23 protein-coding genes and 1 tRNA gene are annotated in these 20,950 nt (G+C 39.6%); 20 read left to right on the top strand and 4 right to left on the bottom strand.

What is annotated here, in order from left to right; translation table 11 throughout:
• Positions 1-87: 87 nt before the first annotated feature.
• The 9 genes from AAYR28_RS15945 (at position 88) to AAYR28_RS15905 (ending at position 9,226) form a co-directional block, all read left to right on the top strand.
• Positions 88-1,548 (top strand): tetratricopeptide repeat protein, encoded by a 1,461-nt coding sequence (locus AAYR28_RS15945; protein WP_061110121.1) that lies wholly within the window; start codon positions 88-90, stop codon positions 1,546-1,548.
• Positions 1,549-1,912: 364 nt separating this feature from the next.
• On the top strand, positions 1,913-3,298 hold the full coding sequence (locus AAYR28_RS15940) for a PcsB-like coiled-coil domain-containing protein (protein WP_034281030.1): 1,386 nt from the start codon (positions 1,913-1,915) through the stop codon (positions 3,296-3,298).
• Positions 3,299-3,532: 234 nt separating this feature from the next.
• Positions 3,533-4,483 carry a thioredoxin-disulfide reductase gene (gene trxB / locus AAYR28_RS15935; RefSeq protein WP_087976242.1) on the top strand — a complete coding sequence of 317 codons (951 nt, stop codon included), beginning with the start codon at positions 3,533-3,535 and terminating at the stop codon, positions 4,481-4,483.
• 357 nt (positions 4,484-4,840) lie between these two features.
• Positions 4,841-5,305 (top strand): 8-oxo-dGTP diphosphatase, encoded by a 465-nt coding sequence (locus tag AAYR28_RS15930; RefSeq protein WP_034281027.1) that lies wholly within the window; start codon positions 4,841-4,843, stop codon positions 5,303-5,305.
• A gap of 39 nt (positions 5,306-5,344) precedes the next feature.
• Positions 5,345-6,232: an RNase adapter RapZ gene (rapZ, locus tag AAYR28_RS15925; protein WP_034281443.1), complete on the top strand. Its 888-nt coding sequence runs from the start codon at positions 5,345-5,347 to the stop codon at positions 6,230-6,232.
• Complete coding sequence (locus AAYR28_RS15920; RefSeq protein WP_034281026.1) at positions 6,233-7,192, top strand: gluconeogenesis factor YvcK family protein; 960 nt, start codon at positions 6,233-6,235, stop codon at positions 7,190-7,192.
• A gap of 17 nt (positions 7,193-7,209) precedes the next feature.
• Positions 7,210-8,160 carry a DNA-binding protein WhiA gene (gene whiA / locus AAYR28_RS15915; RefSeq protein WP_034281025.1) on the top strand — a complete coding sequence of 317 codons (951 nt, stop codon included), beginning with the start codon at positions 7,210-7,212 and terminating at the stop codon, positions 8,158-8,160.
• A 26-nt stretch (positions 8,161-8,186) separates the two neighbouring features.
• Positions 8,187-8,444 carry an HPr family phosphocarrier protein gene (locus tag AAYR28_RS15910; RefSeq protein ID WP_024423549.1) on the top strand — a complete coding sequence of 86 codons (258 nt, stop codon included), beginning with the start codon at positions 8,187-8,189 and terminating at the stop codon, positions 8,442-8,444.
• A 38-nt stretch (positions 8,445-8,482) separates the two neighbouring features.
• Positions 8,483-9,226: an arylamine N-acetyltransferase family protein gene (locus tag AAYR28_RS15905; RefSeq protein WP_034281024.1), complete on the top strand. Its 744-nt coding sequence runs from the start codon at positions 8,483-8,485 to the stop codon at positions 9,224-9,226.
• Positions 9,227-9,276: 50 nt separating this feature from the next.
• On the opposite strand, the gene AAYR28_RS15900 is transcribed toward AAYR28_RS15905, so the two are convergent.
• Together AAYR28_RS15900 and AAYR28_RS15895 are read right to left on the bottom strand one after the other, a co-directional pair.
• The gene (locus AAYR28_RS15900) at positions 9,277-9,765 is read right to left on the bottom strand and encodes a ribonuclease (RefSeq protein WP_024423547.1); all 489 of its coding nucleotides are present in this window, start codon (positions 9,763-9,765) and stop codon (positions 9,277-9,279) included.
• A gap of 376 nt (positions 9,766-10,141) precedes the next feature.
• Positions 10,142-11,119: a 2-hydroxyacid dehydrogenase gene (locus AAYR28_RS15895; RefSeq protein WP_224426650.1), complete on the bottom strand. Its 978-nt coding sequence runs from the start codon at positions 11,117-11,119 to the stop codon at positions 10,142-10,144.
• A 553-nt stretch (positions 11,120-11,672) separates the two neighbouring features.
• On the opposite strand from AAYR28_RS15895, the gene AAYR28_RS15890 reads away from it, so the two are divergent.
• Both AAYR28_RS15890 and AAYR28_RS15885 read left to right on the top strand, forming a co-directional pair.
• Positions 11,673-12,254: a beta-class carbonic anhydrase gene (locus tag AAYR28_RS15890; protein WP_120208040.1), complete on the top strand. Its 582-nt coding sequence runs from the start codon at positions 11,673-11,675 to the stop codon at positions 12,252-12,254.
• A 37-nt stretch (positions 12,255-12,291) separates the two neighbouring features.
• Positions 12,292-13,914, top strand: coding sequence for a SulP family inorganic anion transporter (locus AAYR28_RS15885; protein WP_024423544.1), 1,623 nt, complete (start codon positions 12,292-12,294; stop codon positions 13,912-13,914).
• A 27-nt stretch (positions 13,915-13,941) separates the two neighbouring features.
• Here the strand turns inward: AAYR28_RS15885 and AAYR28_RS15880 are convergent, their stop codons facing one another.
• Entirely contained in the window at positions 13,942-14,283 is a 342-nt protein-coding gene (locus AAYR28_RS15880; protein ID WP_034281021.1) for a MazG nucleotide pyrophosphohydrolase domain-containing protein, read from the bottom strand.
• Between the two features lie 137 nt (positions 14,284-14,420).
• On the opposite strand from AAYR28_RS15880, the gene AAYR28_RS15875 reads away from it, so the two are divergent.
• Positions 14,421-14,999 carry a TIGR00730 family Rossman fold protein gene (locus tag AAYR28_RS15875; protein WP_041107909.1) on the top strand — a complete coding sequence of 193 codons (579 nt, stop codon included), beginning with the start codon at positions 14,421-14,423 and terminating at the stop codon, positions 14,997-14,999.
• 57 nt (positions 15,000-15,056) lie between these two features.
• On the opposite strand, the gene clpP is transcribed toward AAYR28_RS15875, so the two are convergent.
• Positions 15,057-15,653 (bottom strand): ATP-dependent Clp endopeptidase proteolytic subunit ClpP, encoded by a 597-nt coding sequence (gene clpP / locus AAYR28_RS15870; RefSeq protein ID WP_024427684.1) that lies wholly within the window; start codon positions 15,651-15,653, stop codon positions 15,057-15,059.
• Positions 15,654-15,906: 253 nt separating this feature from the next.
• Between clpP and AAYR28_RS15865 the strand changes: the two genes are divergently transcribed.
• The 8 genes from AAYR28_RS15865 (at position 15,907) to AAYR28_RS15835 (ending at position 20,336) form a co-directional block, all read left to right on the top strand.
• A tRNA-Arg gene (locus AAYR28_RS15865) sits at positions 15,907-15,982 on the top strand.
• Between the two features lie 314 nt (positions 15,983-16,296).
• A complete protein-coding gene (locus AAYR28_RS15860; protein WP_345808882.1) occupies positions 16,297-16,743 on the top strand; it encodes a hypothetical protein in 447 nt (148 codons plus the stop codon).
• Between the two features lie 30 nt (positions 16,744-16,773).
• Positions 16,774-17,166, top strand: a complete 393-nt coding sequence (locus AAYR28_RS15855; protein WP_214755370.1) for a helix-turn-helix domain-containing protein — start codon at positions 16,774-16,776, stop codon at positions 17,164-17,166.
• A 154-nt stretch (positions 17,167-17,320) separates the two neighbouring features.
• Positions 17,321-17,506: a hypothetical protein gene (locus AAYR28_RS15850; RefSeq protein ID WP_183002023.1), complete on the top strand. Its 186-nt coding sequence runs from the start codon at positions 17,321-17,323 to the stop codon at positions 17,504-17,506.
• Positions 17,507-17,640: 134 nt separating this feature from the next.
• Positions 17,641-17,877, top strand: coding sequence for a hypothetical protein (locus AAYR28_RS15845; RefSeq protein ID WP_120207751.1), 237 nt, complete (start codon positions 17,641-17,643; stop codon positions 17,875-17,877).
• Positions 17,877-18,434, top strand: coding sequence for a hypothetical protein (locus AAYR28_RS15840; protein WP_120207749.1), 558 nt, complete (start codon positions 17,877-17,879; stop codon positions 18,432-18,434). Before AAYR28_RS15845 ends, AAYR28_RS15840 begins: the two co-directional genes overlap by 1 nt.
• The gene (locus tag AAYR28_RS19115) at positions 18,424-18,663 is read left to right on the top strand and encodes an ABC-three component system middle component 6 (protein WP_120207747.1); all 240 of its coding nucleotides are present in this window, start codon (positions 18,424-18,426) and stop codon (positions 18,661-18,663) included. The genes AAYR28_RS15840 and AAYR28_RS19115 overlap by 11 nt, the downstream gene beginning before the upstream one ends.
• Positions 18,654-20,336, top strand: coding sequence for a DUF2326 domain-containing protein (locus AAYR28_RS15835; protein WP_120207745.1), 1,683 nt, complete (start codon positions 18,654-18,656; stop codon positions 20,334-20,336). Before AAYR28_RS19115 ends, AAYR28_RS15835 begins: the two co-directional genes overlap by 10 nt.
• Positions 20,337-20,950 lie beyond the last annotated feature (614 nt).

Raw genomic sequence — 20,950 nt, 5'->3', positions numbered from 1 at the left:
AAATCCTTCCTTTCTTTTTGTTCTATGTGACGACTGGTGAAGTATGTTATACTACACACGGTACACTGTTCGAAATGGAGGGTATCGGTGAGTAAATACACTTCTCAAAATAATCACACACAAGTCGTCCAGCTATTTCAAGATGGGCATTACTTTTTTCATAAAGGTCTTAAAGCATATAGAGAAAGAAATCTGTCCAGAGCAAGTAAGCTGATACAGCGGGCCATCGTACTTGAGCCTGAAAATGTAGAAATGCTGTCACAGCTTGCCATTATCTATACTGAAATGGGTCATTACCAGCAATCAAACGAACTGCTTGATTTTATCCTTGAACACATCGATGAAAACATGTCTGAGTGCCACTATTTTAAAGCCAATAATTATGCGAATCTCGGACTGTTTCAAGAGGCATATAAATCAGCTACTGCTTATGCCGCGCTGGAAGAGAACGGGGAATTTGCGGATGAAAATGAAGACCTTCTTGACCTGCTCGATATGAGCGACGAAGAGGACGAAGATTTTCCTTATGATCAGGATGACCTGATTGTGAAGCAGGATCAAGCAAACCATTTGCTAGAAAGCGGCAGACTCGATGAAGCCATTGAGATGCTGGAACAGATGATTGTTGAGTATCCAGAATTTTGGTCAGCGTATAATAATCTTGCTTTGGCCTATTTTTATTCTGGCCGAATCCATCAGGCGAAAGAAATGTTGAACCGGGTCCTTCTTGAAAATCCCGGTAATCTGCATGCCCTTTGCAATCAGCTTGTCTTCTACCATTATGAGAAAGAAGAAGAGAAGGTCAACATGTTAGCGAAGCAATTAACGCACGTGTATCCAATACTAAGTGAACAGCGTTATAAGCTTGGCGCAACATTTGCCCTTGTGGGAGAATTTGAATGGGCCTTTAAATGGCTTTATTCTTTGTACAAAACAGGTTTTCAGGGAGATAGTACATTTTTATACTGGCTTGCAAGCGCAGCCTATCATACAGGCCATAAAACGCTCGCCCAAACGGTTTGGGATAAGATGGTTGAAGAAGATATCGACGCAGATGAAATCAAGCCGTGGCAGGATAAACCTGAGGAGACTGAGCCAATGGTCTCGATTGAGGAACGGCTGACTGCGTACTATGTCAGTAAACAAAAAGGGGAACGTGACGTTCTGCAGTCTGTCCTTGATGCACGCGCAGCGAAAACGGCCTTTGAACAGCAATTTATAGAACTGCTTTTGTATGAAGATGAAATGAAAGAAAAGTCTTTTTCAGAAGATGCTGTTTTTGCAAAACAGGCGGCATCCAGTCTGGAGGAAGCGGTTCAGCCTGACAGCCATATGCCTTATTTTTGGTTATTCCATATTATTCAGCAGGCACGTGCTTCTGGTATTGATAAGAAAAATGCGCCTGCCTGGGCAGCAGCATCTTATTATCTATGGATGAATGAACAAGAAGAAGCAGCTGTCAGCAAAAAAGACGTTGCGTCCGCTTTTCAGATCAGTGTTCAAACACTGTCTAAATACGAACGAGAGATCTGTACGTTAATCGATTAAATAGGTAAATAGATTCAGAACATCCCAGCATGGCCGAAAAGGTCATGCTTTTTTCTTGGATAAAAAGGTGTGATTTGCAAGGAATTGGCGAAGTATGACAATCACGACATGTTTTTGAAACATAAATGTAATAAAAATATTAGCTCATTTTGTCGATGTCTCATGTATAATGAAAATCGTGGATTAAAACAAAGATAGATATTTAAATATTTTACTATACATAATGAAACACCTAGTGATAGAAACAATCTGGTCAACATCTGACTGAACAATCAGGAAGAAAGACATAGAGAGCACAGATTGGTCGCAGAGAATTTGCTGCTTTCTAATGTCGCTTGGGAAATTGTCAAAGGAGGAACTATTCGTGAAAAAGTTTATTACTTTCGGTTTAGCTTCGGTGATCGGAGCGAGCGGTTTATTTATTCCATTTACGCATGAAGCAAACGCACAGAACTTTGAACAAAAGAAACAAGAACTAGACAGCAAGCAGTCTGAGGTAAACAAGAATCTTCAAAAGAAAAAAGAAGAGCTTTCAAAGCTTGAAGCAAAACAAGAGGCACTTGCACAAAAGCTTAAGGATATTGATGAGAAAGCTTTAAAAACAAGTGATCAAATCGAAGAAAAACAAAAAGAAAATGAAAAAACAAAAAAAGAAATCAAAGCACTGAAAAAAGAAATTGCTGATACAGAAAAACGTATTGAAGAAAGAAACGAGTTCTTGAAAAAGCGTGTACGTGCTCTTCAAGAGAGCGGCGGTTCTACGAAATACATAGATGTATTACTAGGAGCAAAAAGCTTTAGCGATTTCATCAGCCGTGCAGGTGCAGTATCTACACTGATCAACGCAGACAGTGAAATCATTAAAGAGCAGGAAAAAGACAAAGCAGAACTTCAAAAGTCTGAAAACGAATTAAACACAAAGCTTGAAAATGTGCAAAACACACTTGCAAAGCTTGAAACGCTTCAATCAGACTTGAATAAACAGCTTGATGAAAAAGACAAGCTATTCAAGCAAGTGAAAAAGCAAAAAGGAAGTGCTTTTTCTGAAATCAGCGAGTTAAACAGTGAGGCTAACAGCATTGCATCTGAAAAAGACGCAACAATCGCTGCACAAAAACAAGCTGAAAAAGAAGCAAGAGAAGCAGCTCAAAAAGCAAAAGAAGAAAAAGCGCAAAGACAACAGCAGCAGCGTCAAGCTAGTGTTCAAGCGGAAGACAACAGCTCAAATAACGATAGCAGCCCGTCTTCAAGTAACAGTGGATCATCTAATGACAACAATAACAGCAACAGCAGTTCACCAAGCAAGAAGCCATCTTCTGGCGGTGGATCACCTGTCAGCAGTAACGTAGGCGGAATTGAAGGTGCGATCAGCACAGGTTCTACGATTGTTGGACAATCTCCATATAAATGGGGCGGCGGCAGATCACAAGCCGATATTGACGCACGTCGTTTTGACTGTTCTTCATTCGTTCGCTGGGCATTTGCATCAGCAGGCATCAACCTTGGACCAGTTGGCGGTACAACAACAGATACGCTTGTAGGTAAAGGAAGAGCTGTAAGTGCATCTGACATGAAACGCGGAGACCTTGTGTTCTTTGATACGTATAAAGTAAATGGACACGTTGGTATTTACTTAGGAAACGGTTCATTCTTGAACGATAACAGCTCTCGCGGTGTTTCAGTTGACTCAATGAACAACGTATACTGGAAAAAAGCTTTCAATGGCGTTGTAAGAAGAGTCGTTGAATAAATCATTACTTTTTATATAACCGTAAACAGGCTTCCTTAAACAGCATTTTAAGGAAGCTTTTTCTTTTTTTGAAGATATGAGCAAATGATTCGCTTATTCCCCGCAGATTTAATAGGATATGGGTAAGGAATAAAAGCTAAGAGTGGGAATGATGCTCTCTGTCATGAATGGAAGCATCACCCAAGGGCATTCTAATAAGAAATGCGAGCAGCAATTGAAGAGGGAGTGACAGTTGTGTCAGAAGAAAAAATCTACGATACGATCATCATTGGAGCGGGTCCTGCCGGAATGACAGCCGCTGTTTATACATCACGGGGAAATCTTTCAACATTAATGATTGAAAGAGGAATTCCAGGCGGACAAATGGCGAATACGGAAGATGTCGAGAACTATCCTGGCTTTGAAAGTATTTTAGGGCCGGAACTTTCAAATAAAATGTTTGAGCATGCGAAGAAATTCGGTGCAGAGTATGCATATGGCGATATTAAAGAAATCGTGAACGGTGAAGAATACAAAATCGTCAAAGCCGGCTCAAAAGAATACAAAGGACGCTCTGTCATTATCGCGGCAGGGGCTGAATACAAAAAAATCGGGGCACCAGGTGAAAAAGAACTTGGCGGCCGCGGCGTATCATATTGTGCAGTATGTGACGGGGCTTTCTTTAAAAACAAAGAGCTTGTCGTCATTGGCGGCGGTGATTCTGCGGTAGAAGAGGGTGTGTATCTCACACGCTTCGCTTCTAAAGTAACGATTATCCATAGACGCGATAAACTTCGTGCACAAAGCATTTTACAAGCGCGTGCCTTTGATAATGAAAAAATTGACTTCAAGTGGAACAAAACCGTCAAACAGATCAATGAAGAAAACGGGAAAGTCGGCAGTGTGACATTGGTTGATACGGTGACTGGTGAAGAAGAAGAGTTTAAAACAGACGGTGCCTTCATCTATATCGGAATGCTGCCGCTGTCTAAACCATTTGAAAATCTCGGCATTACAAATAAAGAAGGCTACATCGAGACAAACGAAAGAATGGAAACAAGAGTGGAAGGTATTTTCGCAGCTGGTGACATTCGTGAAAAAACACTTCGTCAAATTGTGACAGCAACAGGTGACGGAAGTATTGCAGCACAAAGCGCACAGCATTATGTAGAAGAGCTTGCTGAAAAACTCAAAGCAACGAAATAAAAGGCTGTCGTAAATCCTTAATATAGCGTCATGGGCTTTTAACTGGAATGTAACACGGGTGAAATAATTTTCCGTTATGATAAAACTAGTAATTGACCCCCTTTTATAAGGAATACATGTTTGGCACGGATGTGAATCCGTGTCCTTTTTTTTGCCTGAAATCAGAAATTCACGAGATGTTCACAAATGACGCATGGAGAACCATTAGATGCTGTAAAATAAAGAGTAGAGAAATTGCCCGTTACACGATTCAAACGAAAACCGGTCTGTTTTCGGGGAAGAACGGGCATGTTCATTGTGGGAGTCAGGTTGAACCTGTATAATAAGTTAAAGACATAAAAGAGTAGGTGACAGCTGATGCAACGAGTAACCAATTGTGTGCTGCATCACGAAGATCAAGTTCTCTTGCTGCAAAAGCCAAGGCGGGGCTGGTGGGTAGCACCGGGCGGCAAAATGGAAAGCGGAGAATCGGTCAAGGATTCAGTCGTTCGAGAATATAGAGAAGAAACAGGTATTTATATTTTAAATCCGCAGCTGAAAGGTGTTTTTACCTTTATCATAAAAGAAGGCGATCAAATCGTTCAAGAGTGGATGATGTTCACCTTCATGGCAGATTCATTTACCGGAAAAAACGTAACAGAGTCAGAGGAAGGCGTTTTAAAATGGCATGACGTAAAGGATGTGCCTGATTTGCCGATGGCCCCAGGAGATTCCCATATTCTTGATTTCATGCTTAAAGGAAAAGGACTACTGCACGGCACTTTTACGTATACACCCGACTTTGAGCTGATTGCTTATCGGTTAGATCCTCAGGGAGAATAATACATGAACCGTTTTCATAAAGAAGGAGAGGAAGCAGGCATGAATACACACAAACAAGAAGATATTCAGCTTGTGATTATTACAGGAATGTCAGGTGCGGGGAAAACCGTCGCCATTCAAAGCTTTGAAGATTTAGGCTACTTTTGTGTTGATAACCTGCCGCCATCACTTTTACCGAAGTTCTTAGAGCTCATGAAGGAATCGAATTCCAAGATGAGCAAGGTCGCTCTTGTGATGGATTTGCGCGGACGCGAATTTTTTGACAGCTTAATTGCCGCCTTAGATGAAATGAGTGATCTTGACTGGATCACGCCAAGAATTCTATTTTTAGATGCAAATGATAAGGTGCTTGTCTCAAGATACAAAGAAACGAGACGTTCGCATCCCCTTGCGACAACAGGTTTGCCGCTCGAAGGAATTGAAATGGAGCGCGAGCTGTTAGAGGAGTTAAAAGGCCGGTCTCAAATGATTTTTGATACATCGGATTTAAAACCGAAACAGCTGCGAGAAAAAATTGTCACGCATTTTGCCACCAATCAAGGACAGGTGTTTACAGTAAATGTGATGTCCTTTGGTTTTAAATACGGCCTGCCGATTGATGCTGATCTTGTCTTTGACGTGAGATTCCTGCCGAATCCTTACTATATTGAGAGCATGCGTCCACAGACTGGAAACGATGAAGAAGTGCGCTCCTATGTGATGAAATGGAGTGAAACGCAAAAATTCACAGAGAAATTAATCGATCTCCTCAGCTTTATGCTTCCGTCCTATAAACGGGAAGGAAAAAGCCAGCTTGTGATTGCCATCGGCTGTACAGGCGGACAGCATCGATCTGTGACACTGGCCAACTATTTATCGGAGTATTTTAAAAACGATTACTATACACATGTCACTCACCGGGACATTGAAAAGAGAAGCAGAAAATAGATGACGACACTACCAAAGGTGGTCATTCTTGGCGGGGGCACTGGCTTATCTGTTTTGCTCAGAGGGCTTAAAACGAAGCCAGTGGACATTACCGCTATTGTAACGGTTGCTGACGACGGAGGCAGCTCAGGCAGACTGCGGCATGATTTGAATATTCCCCCTCCAGGAGATATTCGAAACGTCCTTGCGGCTCTCTCTGATGTGGAACCGCTAGTAGAAGATCTATTTCAGCACCGTTTTAACAAAGGGAATGACTTAACAGGCCACTCACTCGGCAACCTCATTCTTGCGGCCATGACAAATATAACCGGTGATTTTTTTCATGCCGTCACTGAAATGAGTAAGGTTTTAAATGTGAGAGGAAAAGTATTGCCAGCAGCAAATTCAAGTGTTGTTCTTCATGCTGAATTAGAAAATGGGCAAATGGTGACAGGAGAATCGAAAATTCCCACCTATGGTGAGCGAATCAAACGAGTGTTCCTCACACCCGATACGATTGAACCGCTGCCAGAATCCATTCAAGTCATTCGTGAGGCGGATTTGATCGTCATTGGGCCCGGCAGCCTGTATACAAGTATTTTACCAAACTTGCTTGTCCCGCATATTGGAGAAGAAGTGATTCGCTCTAAGGCGAAAAAAGTATATATTTGCAATGTCATGACGCAGCCGGGGGAAACGCTTTCCTACAGTGCAGCTGATCATGTTCAGGCATTAAATGATCATATGGATCGTCCATTTATCGATACGATTTTTGTGAACAATAAAGAAATTCCAGAAGAAATCAAAGCAAAATATGCAGAAGAACAGGCACAGCCTGTCCAATTCGACACAGATGCACTGAAAGCAATGGGACTAGAAGTGATTCCTGGAGAAATCATTACATATGACCAGCATGTCATTCGTCATGACACGCTGAAAGTAGCCTCGCTGCTTGTCGACCTGCTGCATCAGAAAAAATAGGAATGGGGGTGGCAAGGATGTCATTTGCATCCGAAACAAAAAAAGAGCTGACTAATCTGGACGTGAAGGACTGCTGCACAAAAGCAGAGCTTTCTGCCCTCATCCGTATGAACGGTTCATTATCTTTCTCTAATCGAAAATTGATTTTAGATATACAGACAGAGAACGCAGCCATTGCAAGACGGATTTATACGCTGCTCAAGAAGAAATACGATGTGACAGTCGAACTGCTCGTCCGTAAAAAAATGAGATTGAAAAAGAATAACGTGTATATTGTCAGACTGGTAGAACGAGCGAGAACCATTTTAGAGGATTTAAAAATATTAGGTGAGCAATTTGTATTTGAGCGCAATATTTCAGAAGAGCTTGTGAAGAAAAGATGCTGCAAGCGCTCCTATATGAGAGGTGCTTTTTTAGCAGGCGGTTCTGTGAATAACCCAGAAACGTCCTCCTATCACCTTGAAATTTTTTCACTATATAAAGAACATAATGATGCCCTTTGTGAGCTGATGAATCAATTTCATCTCAATAGTAAAACACTTGAGCGCAAAAAAGGGTACATTACGTACATGAAGGAAGCAGAAAAAATCACGGAATTCTTAAGTGTTGTGGGCGCTCATAACTCACTGCTCCGCTTTGAAGATGTGCGGATCGTCCGAGATATGAGGAACTCCGTCAACCGGCTCGTCAATTGTGAAACAGCAAACTTGAATAAAACGATTGGTGCATCACTGCGTCAGGTCGAGAACATTCAATTCATTGATGAAAAAATTGGACTTGATGCCCTGCCGGAAAAGCTTCGTGAAATTGCCAAACTGCGAGTCGACTATCAAGAGGTCACGCTGAAGGAACTTGGGGAAATGGTAGAAAGCGGCAAGATCAGCAAGTCAGGGATTAACCACCGTTTAAGAAAGCTAGATCAAATCGCAGAACAATTACGAAACGGACAAGCTGTTACACTCAAATAGGAGAATGAAAAAGGGAGGCAGATCATATGGTGGAAAAAACGGTCACCATCCAGCTGAAAACAGGCTTGCAGGCACGTCCAGCTGCTTTGTTCGTACAAGAAGCCAATCGCTTTGGTGCTGATATTTTTCTAGAGAAAGATGGGAAAAAAGTCAATGCGAAAAGCATTATGGGTCTCATGAGTCTTGCGATCAGCTCTGGGGTTACTGTCACACTGATCGCAGATGGTGCGGATGAGCAAGAAGCCATTGAGGCGTTAACGGATTTTATCAATCAAGAAAACTGAGTCTCTTCAAAGGCTCAGTTTTTTTAGGAGGGAATGTCATGATTCAATCAGCTTTTTTACAGAAGATCGAATATGAAGGCCAGTCCATCACCTTTGATGACTTGCCTGTAGTATTAAAAAAAATGGCCTTTACCTTTCCGTTTGAAAATAGAGCTGTTCTGAACAAACAATCCTACGCTTTGAATCAAGAAGGGTTGAAGCAGCATCTACTTGAAGGAAACAGAGGAGGTCTTTGTTACGATCTCAATCCTCTCTTATACTATGTGTTAAAAGAGGCAGGGCTCTCTGTACAGCTTCTTCAAGGCACAGTGTATAACAAAGAAGCGGGTACGTGGGCAATTGATGGCACGCATGTAGCCATCATGTTGAAGCATCACAACGAACGCTTCCTCATTGATGCGGGATTTGGTGTGAATTTACCTCTTCAACCTGTGCCTTTTACAGGAGATTGGGTGGAAGGAGGGTCAATGCGGTTTCGCGTCAAAGCTGAGGAAACCGAAAAAGGGACACATCTGCTCCAATTAGATAAGGGAGATGGCGCTGAAACAGGCTATGCTTTCACATTGAACGAGGTGGACGAGGCTGTATTGGCCCAAATGAGACACGAGATTTATGAAAATGAATCCTCTCCATTTAACAAAAGACCGCTTGCCTCAAAGCTCACGCCAACAGGACGTGTGGTCGTTACTGAGGATCATGTCACCACACATGAGCATGAAGAAGTGTCGAAAAAGCCGCTGCCGATTCCTTTTGAGGATTACGTGAAAAACCTGATACCGTAAACCACCATACGAAAAGACAGCCCCAGATCAAATAGGGCTGTCTTTTTTGATTATCGAATACGGGTGAAAGTCGCATAATGGTCTGTTGTTTTGTAAATGAGCCAGTCGCTTGAATACACAAGACGGTCAGCATTGCGGAAGCCTGAAACGTAGTTGATGTCTGCCTCACGCCATGTTCGGCCGCTTGCTGAAGGAAGACGTCCCTCCCGGTTTGAGAAAATATCTCCACCAATGCTTTTACCTGGCGCCACCTCGGCTAGATTTCCCTTAGATGCCACCCATCCGAGAGCACTTGCTTGTGATTTCGTAATGTAGTTATCAGGCAGTCGTTTGTAGCGAATTAAATAATCTGCTACACCATCAAACGTATTAATGACGGCAAGGGTACGCACATCCGGCGTGAGCTGAATAGAAGCAGTTTCAGTTGTGGCTGTTGGTGTAAGAGGTGTTTCTGCATGAGCTTGCTGCGGGACAAATCCAGAAAACAGAATAGCAGCGATCAGAGCGAACATAGTAAAAACCGAACTTAATCTTTTCATCTTCATCCTCCTATTAAGGAAATCGGTTGCCGTCCTCTTGATGCTTGTCTAGCTCATATTATAGCACCCGAACATAAAGGAAATGTAAAGAATCAGGATATTTGCTAAAATGAGTCTTTTCTCCTGATGTCTCCTAAAAGAAATAAATAAAAAGACGCAGTTTCTGCGTCTTTCAGCGTGTAGACAAACCCTCGCATTCTTTGTCAGTCCTGCGCGCTGGTGCTCACGAATGTCAAATTCGCTCCGCGCCAGTGCTCGTCCTTCCTAGACTGCAAAGGTTTTCTATCACGCTGAAAAGAAGACAAAGAGCTAAAATAAAGATCATTTTAGCCCTTTGTCAACAATCTGAAAGACGCAGTTTCTGCGTCTTATCTGTTCAAGATGAAGCAAGCTCCTTCACAACATCAACAGGCGCCTTCCCATCTATTCCATGAATCACATTATGAATGGCTCGTTTCAGCATGAGATCCCTTGTTGTTTCAGTAGCGGAACCGATGTGAGGGGCTAAGGTGACATTATTCATCTCTTTGAAAGGATGATCCTCTTGAAGCGGTTCCTGCTCATACACATCAAGACCAGCGCCTTTGATCCATCCCTCCTGAAGTGCTTGAATGAGGCTTTTTTCATCCACTGTTTTCCCGCGGGAAATGTTTACAAATAAAGCCGTTTGCTTCATTAACTTCAATTCTCGTTCCCCAATCATATGATATGTTTCCTCGGTCAGCGGTGTAATCAACACGATGATATCAGCTTGTTTTAAAAGATCATCAAGTGCACAATAGACAGCGCCATATGCCGATTCAGCCTTTTCATTCCGGCTTCGGTTATGATAAAGAACGTTCATATCAAAACCATGTGCTGCCCGTTTGGCCACTTGTTCTCCGATACGTCCCATGCCAATAATACCGAGCGTTTGGTGATGGACGTCGATGCCAAAGATCTCTTCTTCCTGTACGAATTTCGTCCATTTTCCTTCACGGATAAAACGATCAAGCTCGGCGATTCTTCGCGCAGAGGAGAGAATGAGCGAAAAGGCAAGGTCAGCCACGGTATGATCGAGCGTATAAGGAGTATGCGTACCAATCACGCCTCTTTGCCTCATCGCTTCTATATCAAAATTGTCATAGCCGACAGAGTTATTGCTCACCACCTTGAGTTTTGGTGCGTGATCTAACAGCTCTTGATCGATTTTTGTTCCAGACGTTAAAAGACCATCAGCGTGCTGCAGCTTCTCAAACAACATGTCTCTTGGAATAGGGTCTTTGGATTGCCAAACCTCGTATGTACAATGTTTCTTTAGCATTTCCTCAAAAGAGGCAGGTAAGGGTTTTGCGACAAAAATGTGTGGTGTCACAGTCAATTCGCTCCTTTCACATGGTCATCTTACTCCTTTTATTATAAAGCAACCATTTCGGCAGAACACGTTTGAATGTTAGCAGCTCAATATTTAATATACTGAAATAACGGTAAAGAAAGACATTTTCTTAGTGAAAAAGTAGATTCTTATGCCATCTGATGCATTTTTTATCTATATAAAAATAAGCTGATAGTAGATGAGACATGTGAAATTGCAAAAATTTACGAGAGATTATCTGACAAACTGGAAAATAGATCGAGACTTTTTGATAGAAAATTTATTATATTTGAAATGTATTAAACGGGATGATCATTTTCTACTAAACCATTTTATTGTCTTTTGGTGTGATGAGAACAATAAATTGAAAGCAAACCCGCGAAGCCGTTGGGATGCAGCGTAAAATAGAGAAAATGATGATATTTCTTCTCATCGTTTTCTCATTTTTTTCTTTTTTTTCTATCATTTTTCTTCTCTATTCTTGAGAACACAAGAAAGAAAAGGAGGACAGGCACGAGCTTACGTTACTTAAAAAAAGATGGGAGATGGCAAAATGGAGTCAAAATTAGAACAGATTCTTCAGCACAATTCAGAGTTTGTGAATGAGAGACATTATGAGCCTTACAAAGCGGGGAAATTTCCTGAGAAAAAACTGGTTATTTTAACGTGCATGGATACCCGTCTTTTGGAATTATTGCCGCAATCTATGGGTCTGCGCAACGGGGATGCAAAAATCATTAAGAATGCAGGTGCCATCGTGACACATCCGTTCGGCAGTGTGATGCGGAGTATCCTGCTAGCTATCTATGAGCTAAAGGCAGAGGAAGTATGCATTGTAGGGCATCATGAATGCGGAATGGCAGGTCTTGCGGCGGACCCTTTAATTGAAAAGGCGAAAGCACGCGGAATCGAAGAGAAATGCTTAAGCATTGTGAAAAACTCAGGAGTTGATTTAAAGGGCTGGCTGACAGGCTTTGATTCAGTTGAAGAAAGCGTGGCCCAAAGTGTGAAATTAGTGAAAGAGCATCCACTGATGCCAAGTGATGTGGCAGTTCATGGACTGGTGATTCACCCAGCGACAGGAAAGCTGGATGTCGTAGTGAAAGACAAACAAATTGACCCACAGTATACCTAAATCATCTACACATACTTGAAGGAGGCCAACACATACCATGCGTTTTTATGGAAGATTTGAAGGGTACAATTCATCAAAGTTTAGACGCGATTTAATCGCTGGGCTTGTCGTGGGCGTTGTGGCAATTCCTTTAGGCATGGCATTTGCCATTGCATCTGGTGTCGGACCAGAATATGGATTATACACAGTCATCGTTGCCGGCATTTTGATTTCATTGTTTGGTGGTTCAAAGTATCAGATCGGCGGGCCGACCGGGGCGTTTGTTCCAATTTTATTCGGGATCGTCAGCCAGTACGGTATTGAAAACTTGCTCATTGCCGGTTTTATGGCAGGCTGTATGCTTGTATTATTCGGAATATTCAAACTAGGAAAGCTCATGAAATTTATTCCTCGTCCGGTTATCATCGGTTTTACTGCTGGCATTGCTGTCATTATTTTTTCAGGACAGATTGCCAACTTCCTCGGATTAAAGGGTGTTGAAAAACATGAAAGCTTTTTCCTCAATATGAGAGAAATCGTGGTCCATCTTGGTACCACAAACAGTCTCGCCATTATCACAGCCGTCATCGGGCTCATCGTGATTTTGGCGGCACAAAAATACATTCCCAAAATACCTGGTGCTCTATTAGGTTTATTGGCTTCTACGTTTCTAGCCGTTCTCTTTTTTCAAGGACAAGTTGAAACGATTGGCTCTGCATATGGTGAAATCCCTCGTCAGCTGCCAACCTTCGCTTTTCCTGAATTGACGATTGAAAAAATGATATACCTCCTGCCTCCAGCAATTGTCATTGCGCTTTTAGGCGGCGTGGAATCGATTTTATCCGCAATGGTCGCTGATAATATGAAAGGCTCTAAGCATGACAGCAATAAAGAGCTTGTGGGGCAAGGAATTGCCAATATGGCGGCACCGCTTTTCGGAGGAATTCCAGCGACAGGTGCTATTGCCCGAACGGCCACGAACATAAAAAATGGCGGGGCTAGTCCGATTTCTGGTGTTGTACATGGCGTTGTCGTCTTGCTGATCTTAATGGTATTTGCGCCGTATGCGTCGATGATTCCACTTGCTGCAATGGCACCGATTTTAATGTTTGTTGCTTGGAATATGAGTGAGAGAAAAGAGTTTATCAATATTTTGAAAGTGAAAAACGCTGATTCGCTTGTACTGGTCGTGACCTTCCTGCTCACGGTCATCGGTGATTTGATTATTGGCGTCACTGCTGGTCTCATTTTAGCGTTTATCGCCTTTATCAAAAAAATGAGCCAGACGACCAATATTCATACCAATGTCGCTGTTCCTCAAATGGAAACAGCAGCTGCTTTAGAAAAACAGACAGAGGAGAAAGGGATCAGTATGTATTCCATTGAAGGGCCGCTCTTTTTCGGAACAACAGATTCATTAGAAAATTCGATATTGGATCATGTTCAAACAAAACCGAAAACGCTCATTCTGCTTATGAATAAAGTCAATTACATGGACACATCGGCAGAAGCGGTTCTAATGAATATCTCCAATCGGTTAAAGCATCATAATGGGAAGCTGATGATCGTTGGACTTCAATCACAGCCTAAGGAGCTTTTGCATCGAACAGGTCTATTCCATCATATCGGAAAACAGCATTTCTTTGAACGAACGGATGACATCTCACCACAGCATCTTTAAGGCGTAAAAAAACACGTGACAGCTTAGTCACGTGTTTTTTACTGGCTCTTTTTCTCCAGAAAAGCGTTTGTTGAGTTTTTGTTGATGAGCGCTGAAGACCTCTTCTACTGTGACATCATATTGATCCGCTAAAATGAGGAGATTTGCTAAAACATCTCCCATTTCTTCAATGAGTTCTTTCTTAAGCTCAGATGATTCCTGTCTCTGCTCATCAGGCCGGTCTCGTCCGATTTCTATTGCTCTAACAGCGCGAGCGAGTTCACCCGTTTCTTCCATTAAGAAGCCTAACCGGATAAACGGTCCGTATTCTGTCCAGTTTCTCGTTTGATAAAAATCCTTGATCCACTTCTCCATCTCAGTTGTTTGCATTCTCTCTATACAGCTCCTTATATGGTGTTCACTCTTTTGATTTTACACTATATATAGAAGAAACGGCTGTTTCTTTACAAATCATTATAGTAGAATGAGTGGGTGAAGAAATCATAGAGAGAGATGGAGCTGTTTTGATGAAAACGATTTGTGTGTTTGCTGGTTCGAATCCAGGTGTAAATGATGTCTACAAACAAAAGGCTGTAGAGCTGGGTGCTTATATGGCGAAGCAGGGCATTCGTCTTGTTTACGGCGGATCGCGTATTGGGTTAATGGGCGCGATTGCCGATGAGGTCATGAGACATGGCGGGCAAGTGATCGGGGTCATGCCTAAGGGGCTTTTTAGAGGAGAAGTCGTGCATCAAGAGCTGACAGAGCTAATTGAGGTAACAGGCATGCATGAACGAAAAGCGAAAATGAGCGAGCTGGCCGATGGGTTTATTGCGATGCCAGGCGGCTTTGGTACATATGAAGAATTATTTGAGGTGCTGTGCTGGGCACAAATCGGCATCCATCAAAAGCCGATTGGATTGTATCAAGTGAATGACTACTTCAACCCGCTCATAGACATGGTGAAATTCAGTGTACAGGAAGGTTTTTCGAATGAATCTCACCTTCAATTGTTACATGCTTCGAGTGAACCGGAGGAATTAATCACGCAGATGGCTTCTTATCAAACACCGTCTCTTCAGCAGAAATGGACGGAGCTGTCTTAAAGTATGATGAAAACAAAAAACCGTCTGTTCAGGAACAGACGGTTTGTGTTGTGATGATTATTTTTGGTCTTCTGTATTACGGGTCAAGACTTTGTCAATGAGTCCGTATTGAAGTGCTTCTTCCGCTGTTTTGAAGTTGTCACGATCTGTATCGCGCTCAATGACTTCAATTGGCTGACCAGTACGTTCAGCAAGTACTTGGTTCAGTTTATCGCGTAAAGAAAGGATTCGTTTTGCCGCAATTTCAATTTCAGTTGCTTGACCTTGGGCACCGCCTAGTGGTTGGTGAATCATGACTTCACTGTTTGGAAGAGCATAACGCTTACCTTTTTCACCAGCAGCAAGCAGGAACGCACCCATAGATGCAGCCATACCAATACAAATAGTTGATACCTTTGGTTTAATAAATTGCATCGTATCGTAAATGGCCATACCAGCTGTGATTGAACCGCCAGGGCTGTTAATGTAGATAGAAATATCTTTTTCTGGATCTTCAGCTTCTAAGAAAAGCAGCTGTGACACGATGGAGTTGGCAACATTGTCATCGATCGCAGAACCAAGCATGATAATACGGTCTTTTAAAAGACGAGAATAAATGTCGTAAGCTCTTTCCCCACGATTTGTTTGCTCAATGACTGTAGGTATTAAATTCATAATGTTCCTCCTTCACCTTTTAGGTAAGTATGTAATTCAATGATACATTTTTGGTCAATAAAGGTCAAACAAAACGCTGACCTAAATTCAAATACCCCTATCCATTTTCCCCAAAATCATTCCACTTCAAACCATCATATTAGTGTATGAATACAAAGTAATAAAATACATCATCATGACGAATGATTAATCATTGCTTTCTCGCAGCATTTCCCTTATAATTTGATATGCTGACGTTCAAAAAACATATCGTGCGCTCGTAGCTCAGTTGGATAGAGCGGTGGTTTCCGGTACCACGTCTGCCGGGGGTTCGAATCCCTCCGAGCGCGTACTTAGTATCTTATAGGATTCGATTAATAAATAGTGAAAAATGAGAAAACCCTTTTAAATAAAGGGTTTTTCTTTGTTTTTTATGTGATTGAATATGTAAGTAAACGTTATTAATTCGATTGGTTTTGCACAAATTTTTCACTTGTGTAACTTTCGAGTACTAACATTTTGGAACAAATCTAAAGTACTTATAGTCTCTTCTTCTCTAAACTCCTTCATAACATGAGCATAATATCTAAATAAAAATAACATCTGAGGAAAGATTGCGCCTGCATTTGATTTTGAAGTCCCGACTAATATGGTTGATAGTTATTTGACATACAAGAAAAGCGGAAACCGTTCTTTAGTTGAAATGGAAGAAACGAAGCATAGCAGTGAAATGAAGGGTGAAACATCAGTGTATGACATTACGTATGAGCTTCCGCATATAAACGTTGAGCGCCATACAGGTCACTTATTTAATGATGAACAGGTGGAGAAGAAAGACAAAAGAATCACGTATGAACTTGTAGATGGAGGTCGTAAGTTTTATAGTCCTATTTGGTCTTATATGGGGAAGTATAGCATGAAACTGAAATCACAGCCTATGGGGGTGAATCTCGTTATGGTGGATGTGCAACAGGAATTAGAGCTATACGCTCATATGTATGCTCATATGGATTCGGAAACGAAGGAATATGACGAGGTTCTTTTGAAGCCAGTGTATGCAGATGATCCGTTTCCGAATGGTTTGCCAGAAGAGAGGACATGGAATGGATAAAAAGCAAATAACAGAGAGGAGATAGGTGGATTGAGTTTTGCAGAAATTTTAAGGAAAGCTATGGATGAAACAAATATGTCACAGGCCGAATTGTCAAAGTTGACGGGGATAGGGAAATCATCAATAAGTCAATATGTATCAGGTAAGAATGAACCTAATCGAAATAGGAAAATTAAGATATTTGAAGTTCTGGGGAAGAGTCCTTTAGAGCATATTGATAAAATAAGTACGGATGGTTTTAGTGGGAAAATGTCTTTGAAAAAGGCGGCTAAGCTATTGGGGAAGTCAGAACAATTTGTACGTATTGGATTGCAACGTTCTGTCTTGCCTTTTGGCACAACTGTTAAATTAAATTCTAAATGGACTTATCATATAAGTGCAAAGAAATTTTATGATTTTATAGGCTTGAGAGTGAACTTTTGAGAGCTGTTCGGTGTTGTGTGTAATAGACAGGTATGCCGCAGTTAACGTTAATAGAAACATTGATAGATCAATGTTCACAGATTTAGGTCGTGTCGAAAGAGGCGAAATTAATATTACTCTTTCAACTTTAGAAAAGATCATAGGTGGTCTCGGAATGACTGAAGCGGAATTTTTCAGTTCTTTAGATTTTGAAAGTGAAGACCCCACATTAGCGAAACTAATGCGAGAAGTAAAACAATCTTCCAAGCGAGATCAATATCTAAATGATTATTTTTTAAAGACTACTTTAACCGGTAGTCTTTTTCTTTCGCCACTGTCGTCCTCTTATCAAAGGGCTTGATTTTACGTTACAAAATCAGGCCCTTTGATAAGAGATAGTTTTAATTTATACATCTCGTTTTATTTGTATTGTTCTTTATGAAATAAGTTTCTGTATTGTGGTAAAATAGAAAAAAATTGTAACGAGGTGTAATGATGGTAACTATAAATCTCGTGTTAGGAATTATTGCTTCAATCCTATCTATTTGTTCAATTGTTTTTTCAAAAAAGGTATCTGCCAAAAATAAAGAAATTGAACAACATTTGAAACAAGAGTTAAATATTACATTGGATTCATCTAAAAAAGATGTATTGTCTAGTAAAAAGGCTATTTCGGGTGAAAATGGGAACAGCATAATAGGAAACGGGAATAATATTCGTGGAGGGAAGTAATGGCGTTAAGTAATAGTGCTAGAAGCGGAGATAATGGAACTTCAATTGTTGGTAATGAGAATAAACTTACAACTGTTAATATTGGCAGCCAACCCCCTAAAATATTAAAGCGAAGTGCTATCTTTGATGTCTGTAAAATAATAGCAGAGCTTGATATCGACTATGATGATGAATATTCTATTCAGAACAATTCTGATTGGATGGAAAAGTTTGAGCACAATAAAGTTAAAGTTTATGTGGAGATTTTTGATAATTATTCGGACGGTTATGATGAAGTTTCTAAGGTTTTAAACGGCTATTTAAAAAAGTCAATAATGGTCAAAAAAATTCGGACGGTTTATTTAGAAGTGGAAAAGGTAAGAGAAGAAGAAAAATTTGATGGTGATTATGTGATTAACCAAGTGTTTAATCGTATTAAAGAAGAAGTTTGTTATAGTGCACTAATCAGTGAATCTGACTTATTAGATGAAGAAGTCGATGAAGCCATTTATCTGATTATGTTTTATGCATTTACTAAATGTAAACTTTTAAAGCCAGTGCCTAAGGATGTTGAATAAGATGATAATTGACAGAGACTCAAATCCTAAAGATACCGTATACTACATCTCAGCATGTATTTTAGAAATTATTTCTCTAAACAAGCACAACGTTGAGGACTTATACGAAACTTTAAAGAAGCGATACAATGACTCTCTTGAATACACAATCTATTTACTTTCATTGGATTTTCTTTTTCTTATTGATAAAATTTCAATTAGTAAGGAGGGATTTCTAAATTGTTCATAAAGCGTTTGATTATTAAAGAAACAAAACCTGCTCAAAAAATCATTAGAAACATTCGTTTTGCTAAGGGAATGAATTTTATTGTCGATGCTGGAAAAGATCAGGAAAAGGGAAATAGTGTTGGGAAAACGACTATTTTAAAGTTGATAGATATATGTTTGGGTGCAAAAGACAAGAAATTTATTTACTTTGATGATGAAACAAAGCAAACAAATGAGATACTAAAAAACTATATTATTGACAACAAAATTAATGTTGAACTGGAGGTTGTTGAGTCTTTCGACGAGGAAGATTCAACTGTGCATATTCTTTCTGTGGATCTTTATCCTCGGGGGAAAAGATATATCAATGGTATAGAAGTGAATCAAATTGATTACTGGCCACAACTTAATGAGATTTTCTTTTCTAATCTCGCTAATCATCCTACATTTAGACAGTTAATTAATATGTTTGTTAGAATAGATCAACGGGCAGACAATAATAAGTTCCTTAAATTTTTGGAAAGAACTAATGATGCAACCTATGAGAATATTTATTCGTATCTTTTTGAGATGCAAGATCAGGAAATAAGTAACCAAATTTTAGATTTAAGAAAAGAAATTGCAGAGAAAAATAAAGAAATAAAAAACTTTATGTCTATAAACAATTTTAAATCTATAGATAGTGTCAATCAAAAGGTAAATCTACTAAAGTCGACTATTGATGAATTAAATGATCAAATGAACATATTAGTGAATTCAAGGAAATTCAAAGAAAATGAAGAAAAAATATCTGAAATAAAAATTATGTATTCTGATTATAGTGATCGGATTGATGAACTTTTATTTAAAAGAAAGAGAATCATAGATATTCTTGAGGATGCTGAGCAGGAAATAAAAAATGCCATTGATAAAGAGGTTCTAAGAAATTTATATAATGAAACTCTGGAAGCAATGGGTGAATTACATAAGGAATTTGAAGATTTAGTAAAGTTTAATGATGAACTTATGCACAATAAAATAAGGTATTTTAATTTTCAGTTAGAAAAATTAGAAGAAAAAATTAGTGTTCTTGAAGAAGATAAGAATCAACTGTTTGAAAAACATAAGAATGTAATTATGTTAATAGAAGAAAATAAAATTGATGAGTATACTTCATTGCAAAGTAAACTAGCGGAATATAACGAAGAGTTGGGGAGTAATAAGAACATTAGATCAATTTATAATCTTTTAGAGAGTCGGGTGGCGAAGCTTGTTAAACAATTAGAAGAAACTGAAGCTGAAGCTACTATTAAGGAAGATTCTTTGTCTATCTTTAATAAATATTTTTCCCAATATAGTGAAAAGACTAATGGAGAATCCTTTATGCTCTATAAAACAGAAAAAGGCTTCCCTTTTGGTATTGATAACGTAAAAAGGGGTTTAAGTACAGGTACGAGGAAATCCATTATTGTTGCATTTGATTTAGCCTATCAACAACTAGCTAAGGATTTGGAGAAAAAAGTCCCCAATTTTATAGTTCATGATGTAATAGAAACTATCGACAAGGTAGCTCTAAATGCCATTATCACTATCGTGAACTCTATAGAATGTCAATACATTGTAGCAGTTCTAAAAGAGAAAATTCAAGATATTGATTTACAAAAATCAAATATTGCAGTTACATTTTCTGAAAATGATAGACCTTTTAGAATTTAAACGGCAAAAAGAAAGCTTTAGGAAACAAGTATTCAACTAACATCCATCATTTTGGATCAAATTTGTTCTATTATTATCACTTTCAATAATTTCACATACAGCTTTATCCATCTTGTAATTGAGTAGATTGTTGATGTGAAATAATAAAAATAACACAGTTGAAAAATAACATTGGGTTAAATATCTTGAAGGTAAAATTGCACATAATTAAGATTTAAATTAAAATTTCGAAAAATGACTTGTGCGAGAACAAGCTTAACGGGAAAAATTAGGATTTCAGTCTGGCATTAATTACAAAAAAACATCAAGGAAATTGAAGCCAATATAAATCTTTTTAAAATGAAATTTCTGATTAGAAGAAAGAAATCAAAACAAATAATTTTAAGGATCATTACAAAAATTTTAATAAATATTGTCTTGTTTTAATTAGACACAGAAATATTCTTTGCACAAATTTTGCACCAAATCATCTTAAAATATAGTTACAACAGTAATCATAGACATAAATTGTACGTTCTCCGAGCGCGTACTTGACCTTGCTAACGATAGACAATGGTCTCACGAAATCCTCTCCTTTGGAGAGGATTTTTTTCGTTCCGCCTCATGTATAATTC

The organism is Bacillus safensis, from assembly GCF_039619585.1.
In the GTDB taxonomy this organism is placed as follows: Bacteria; Bacillota; Bacilli; order Bacillales; family Bacillaceae; genus Bacillus; species Bacillus safensis.
Note: the sequence above shows the minus strand (reverse complement) of the source record. Positions and strands in the feature narration are given on the sequence as shown.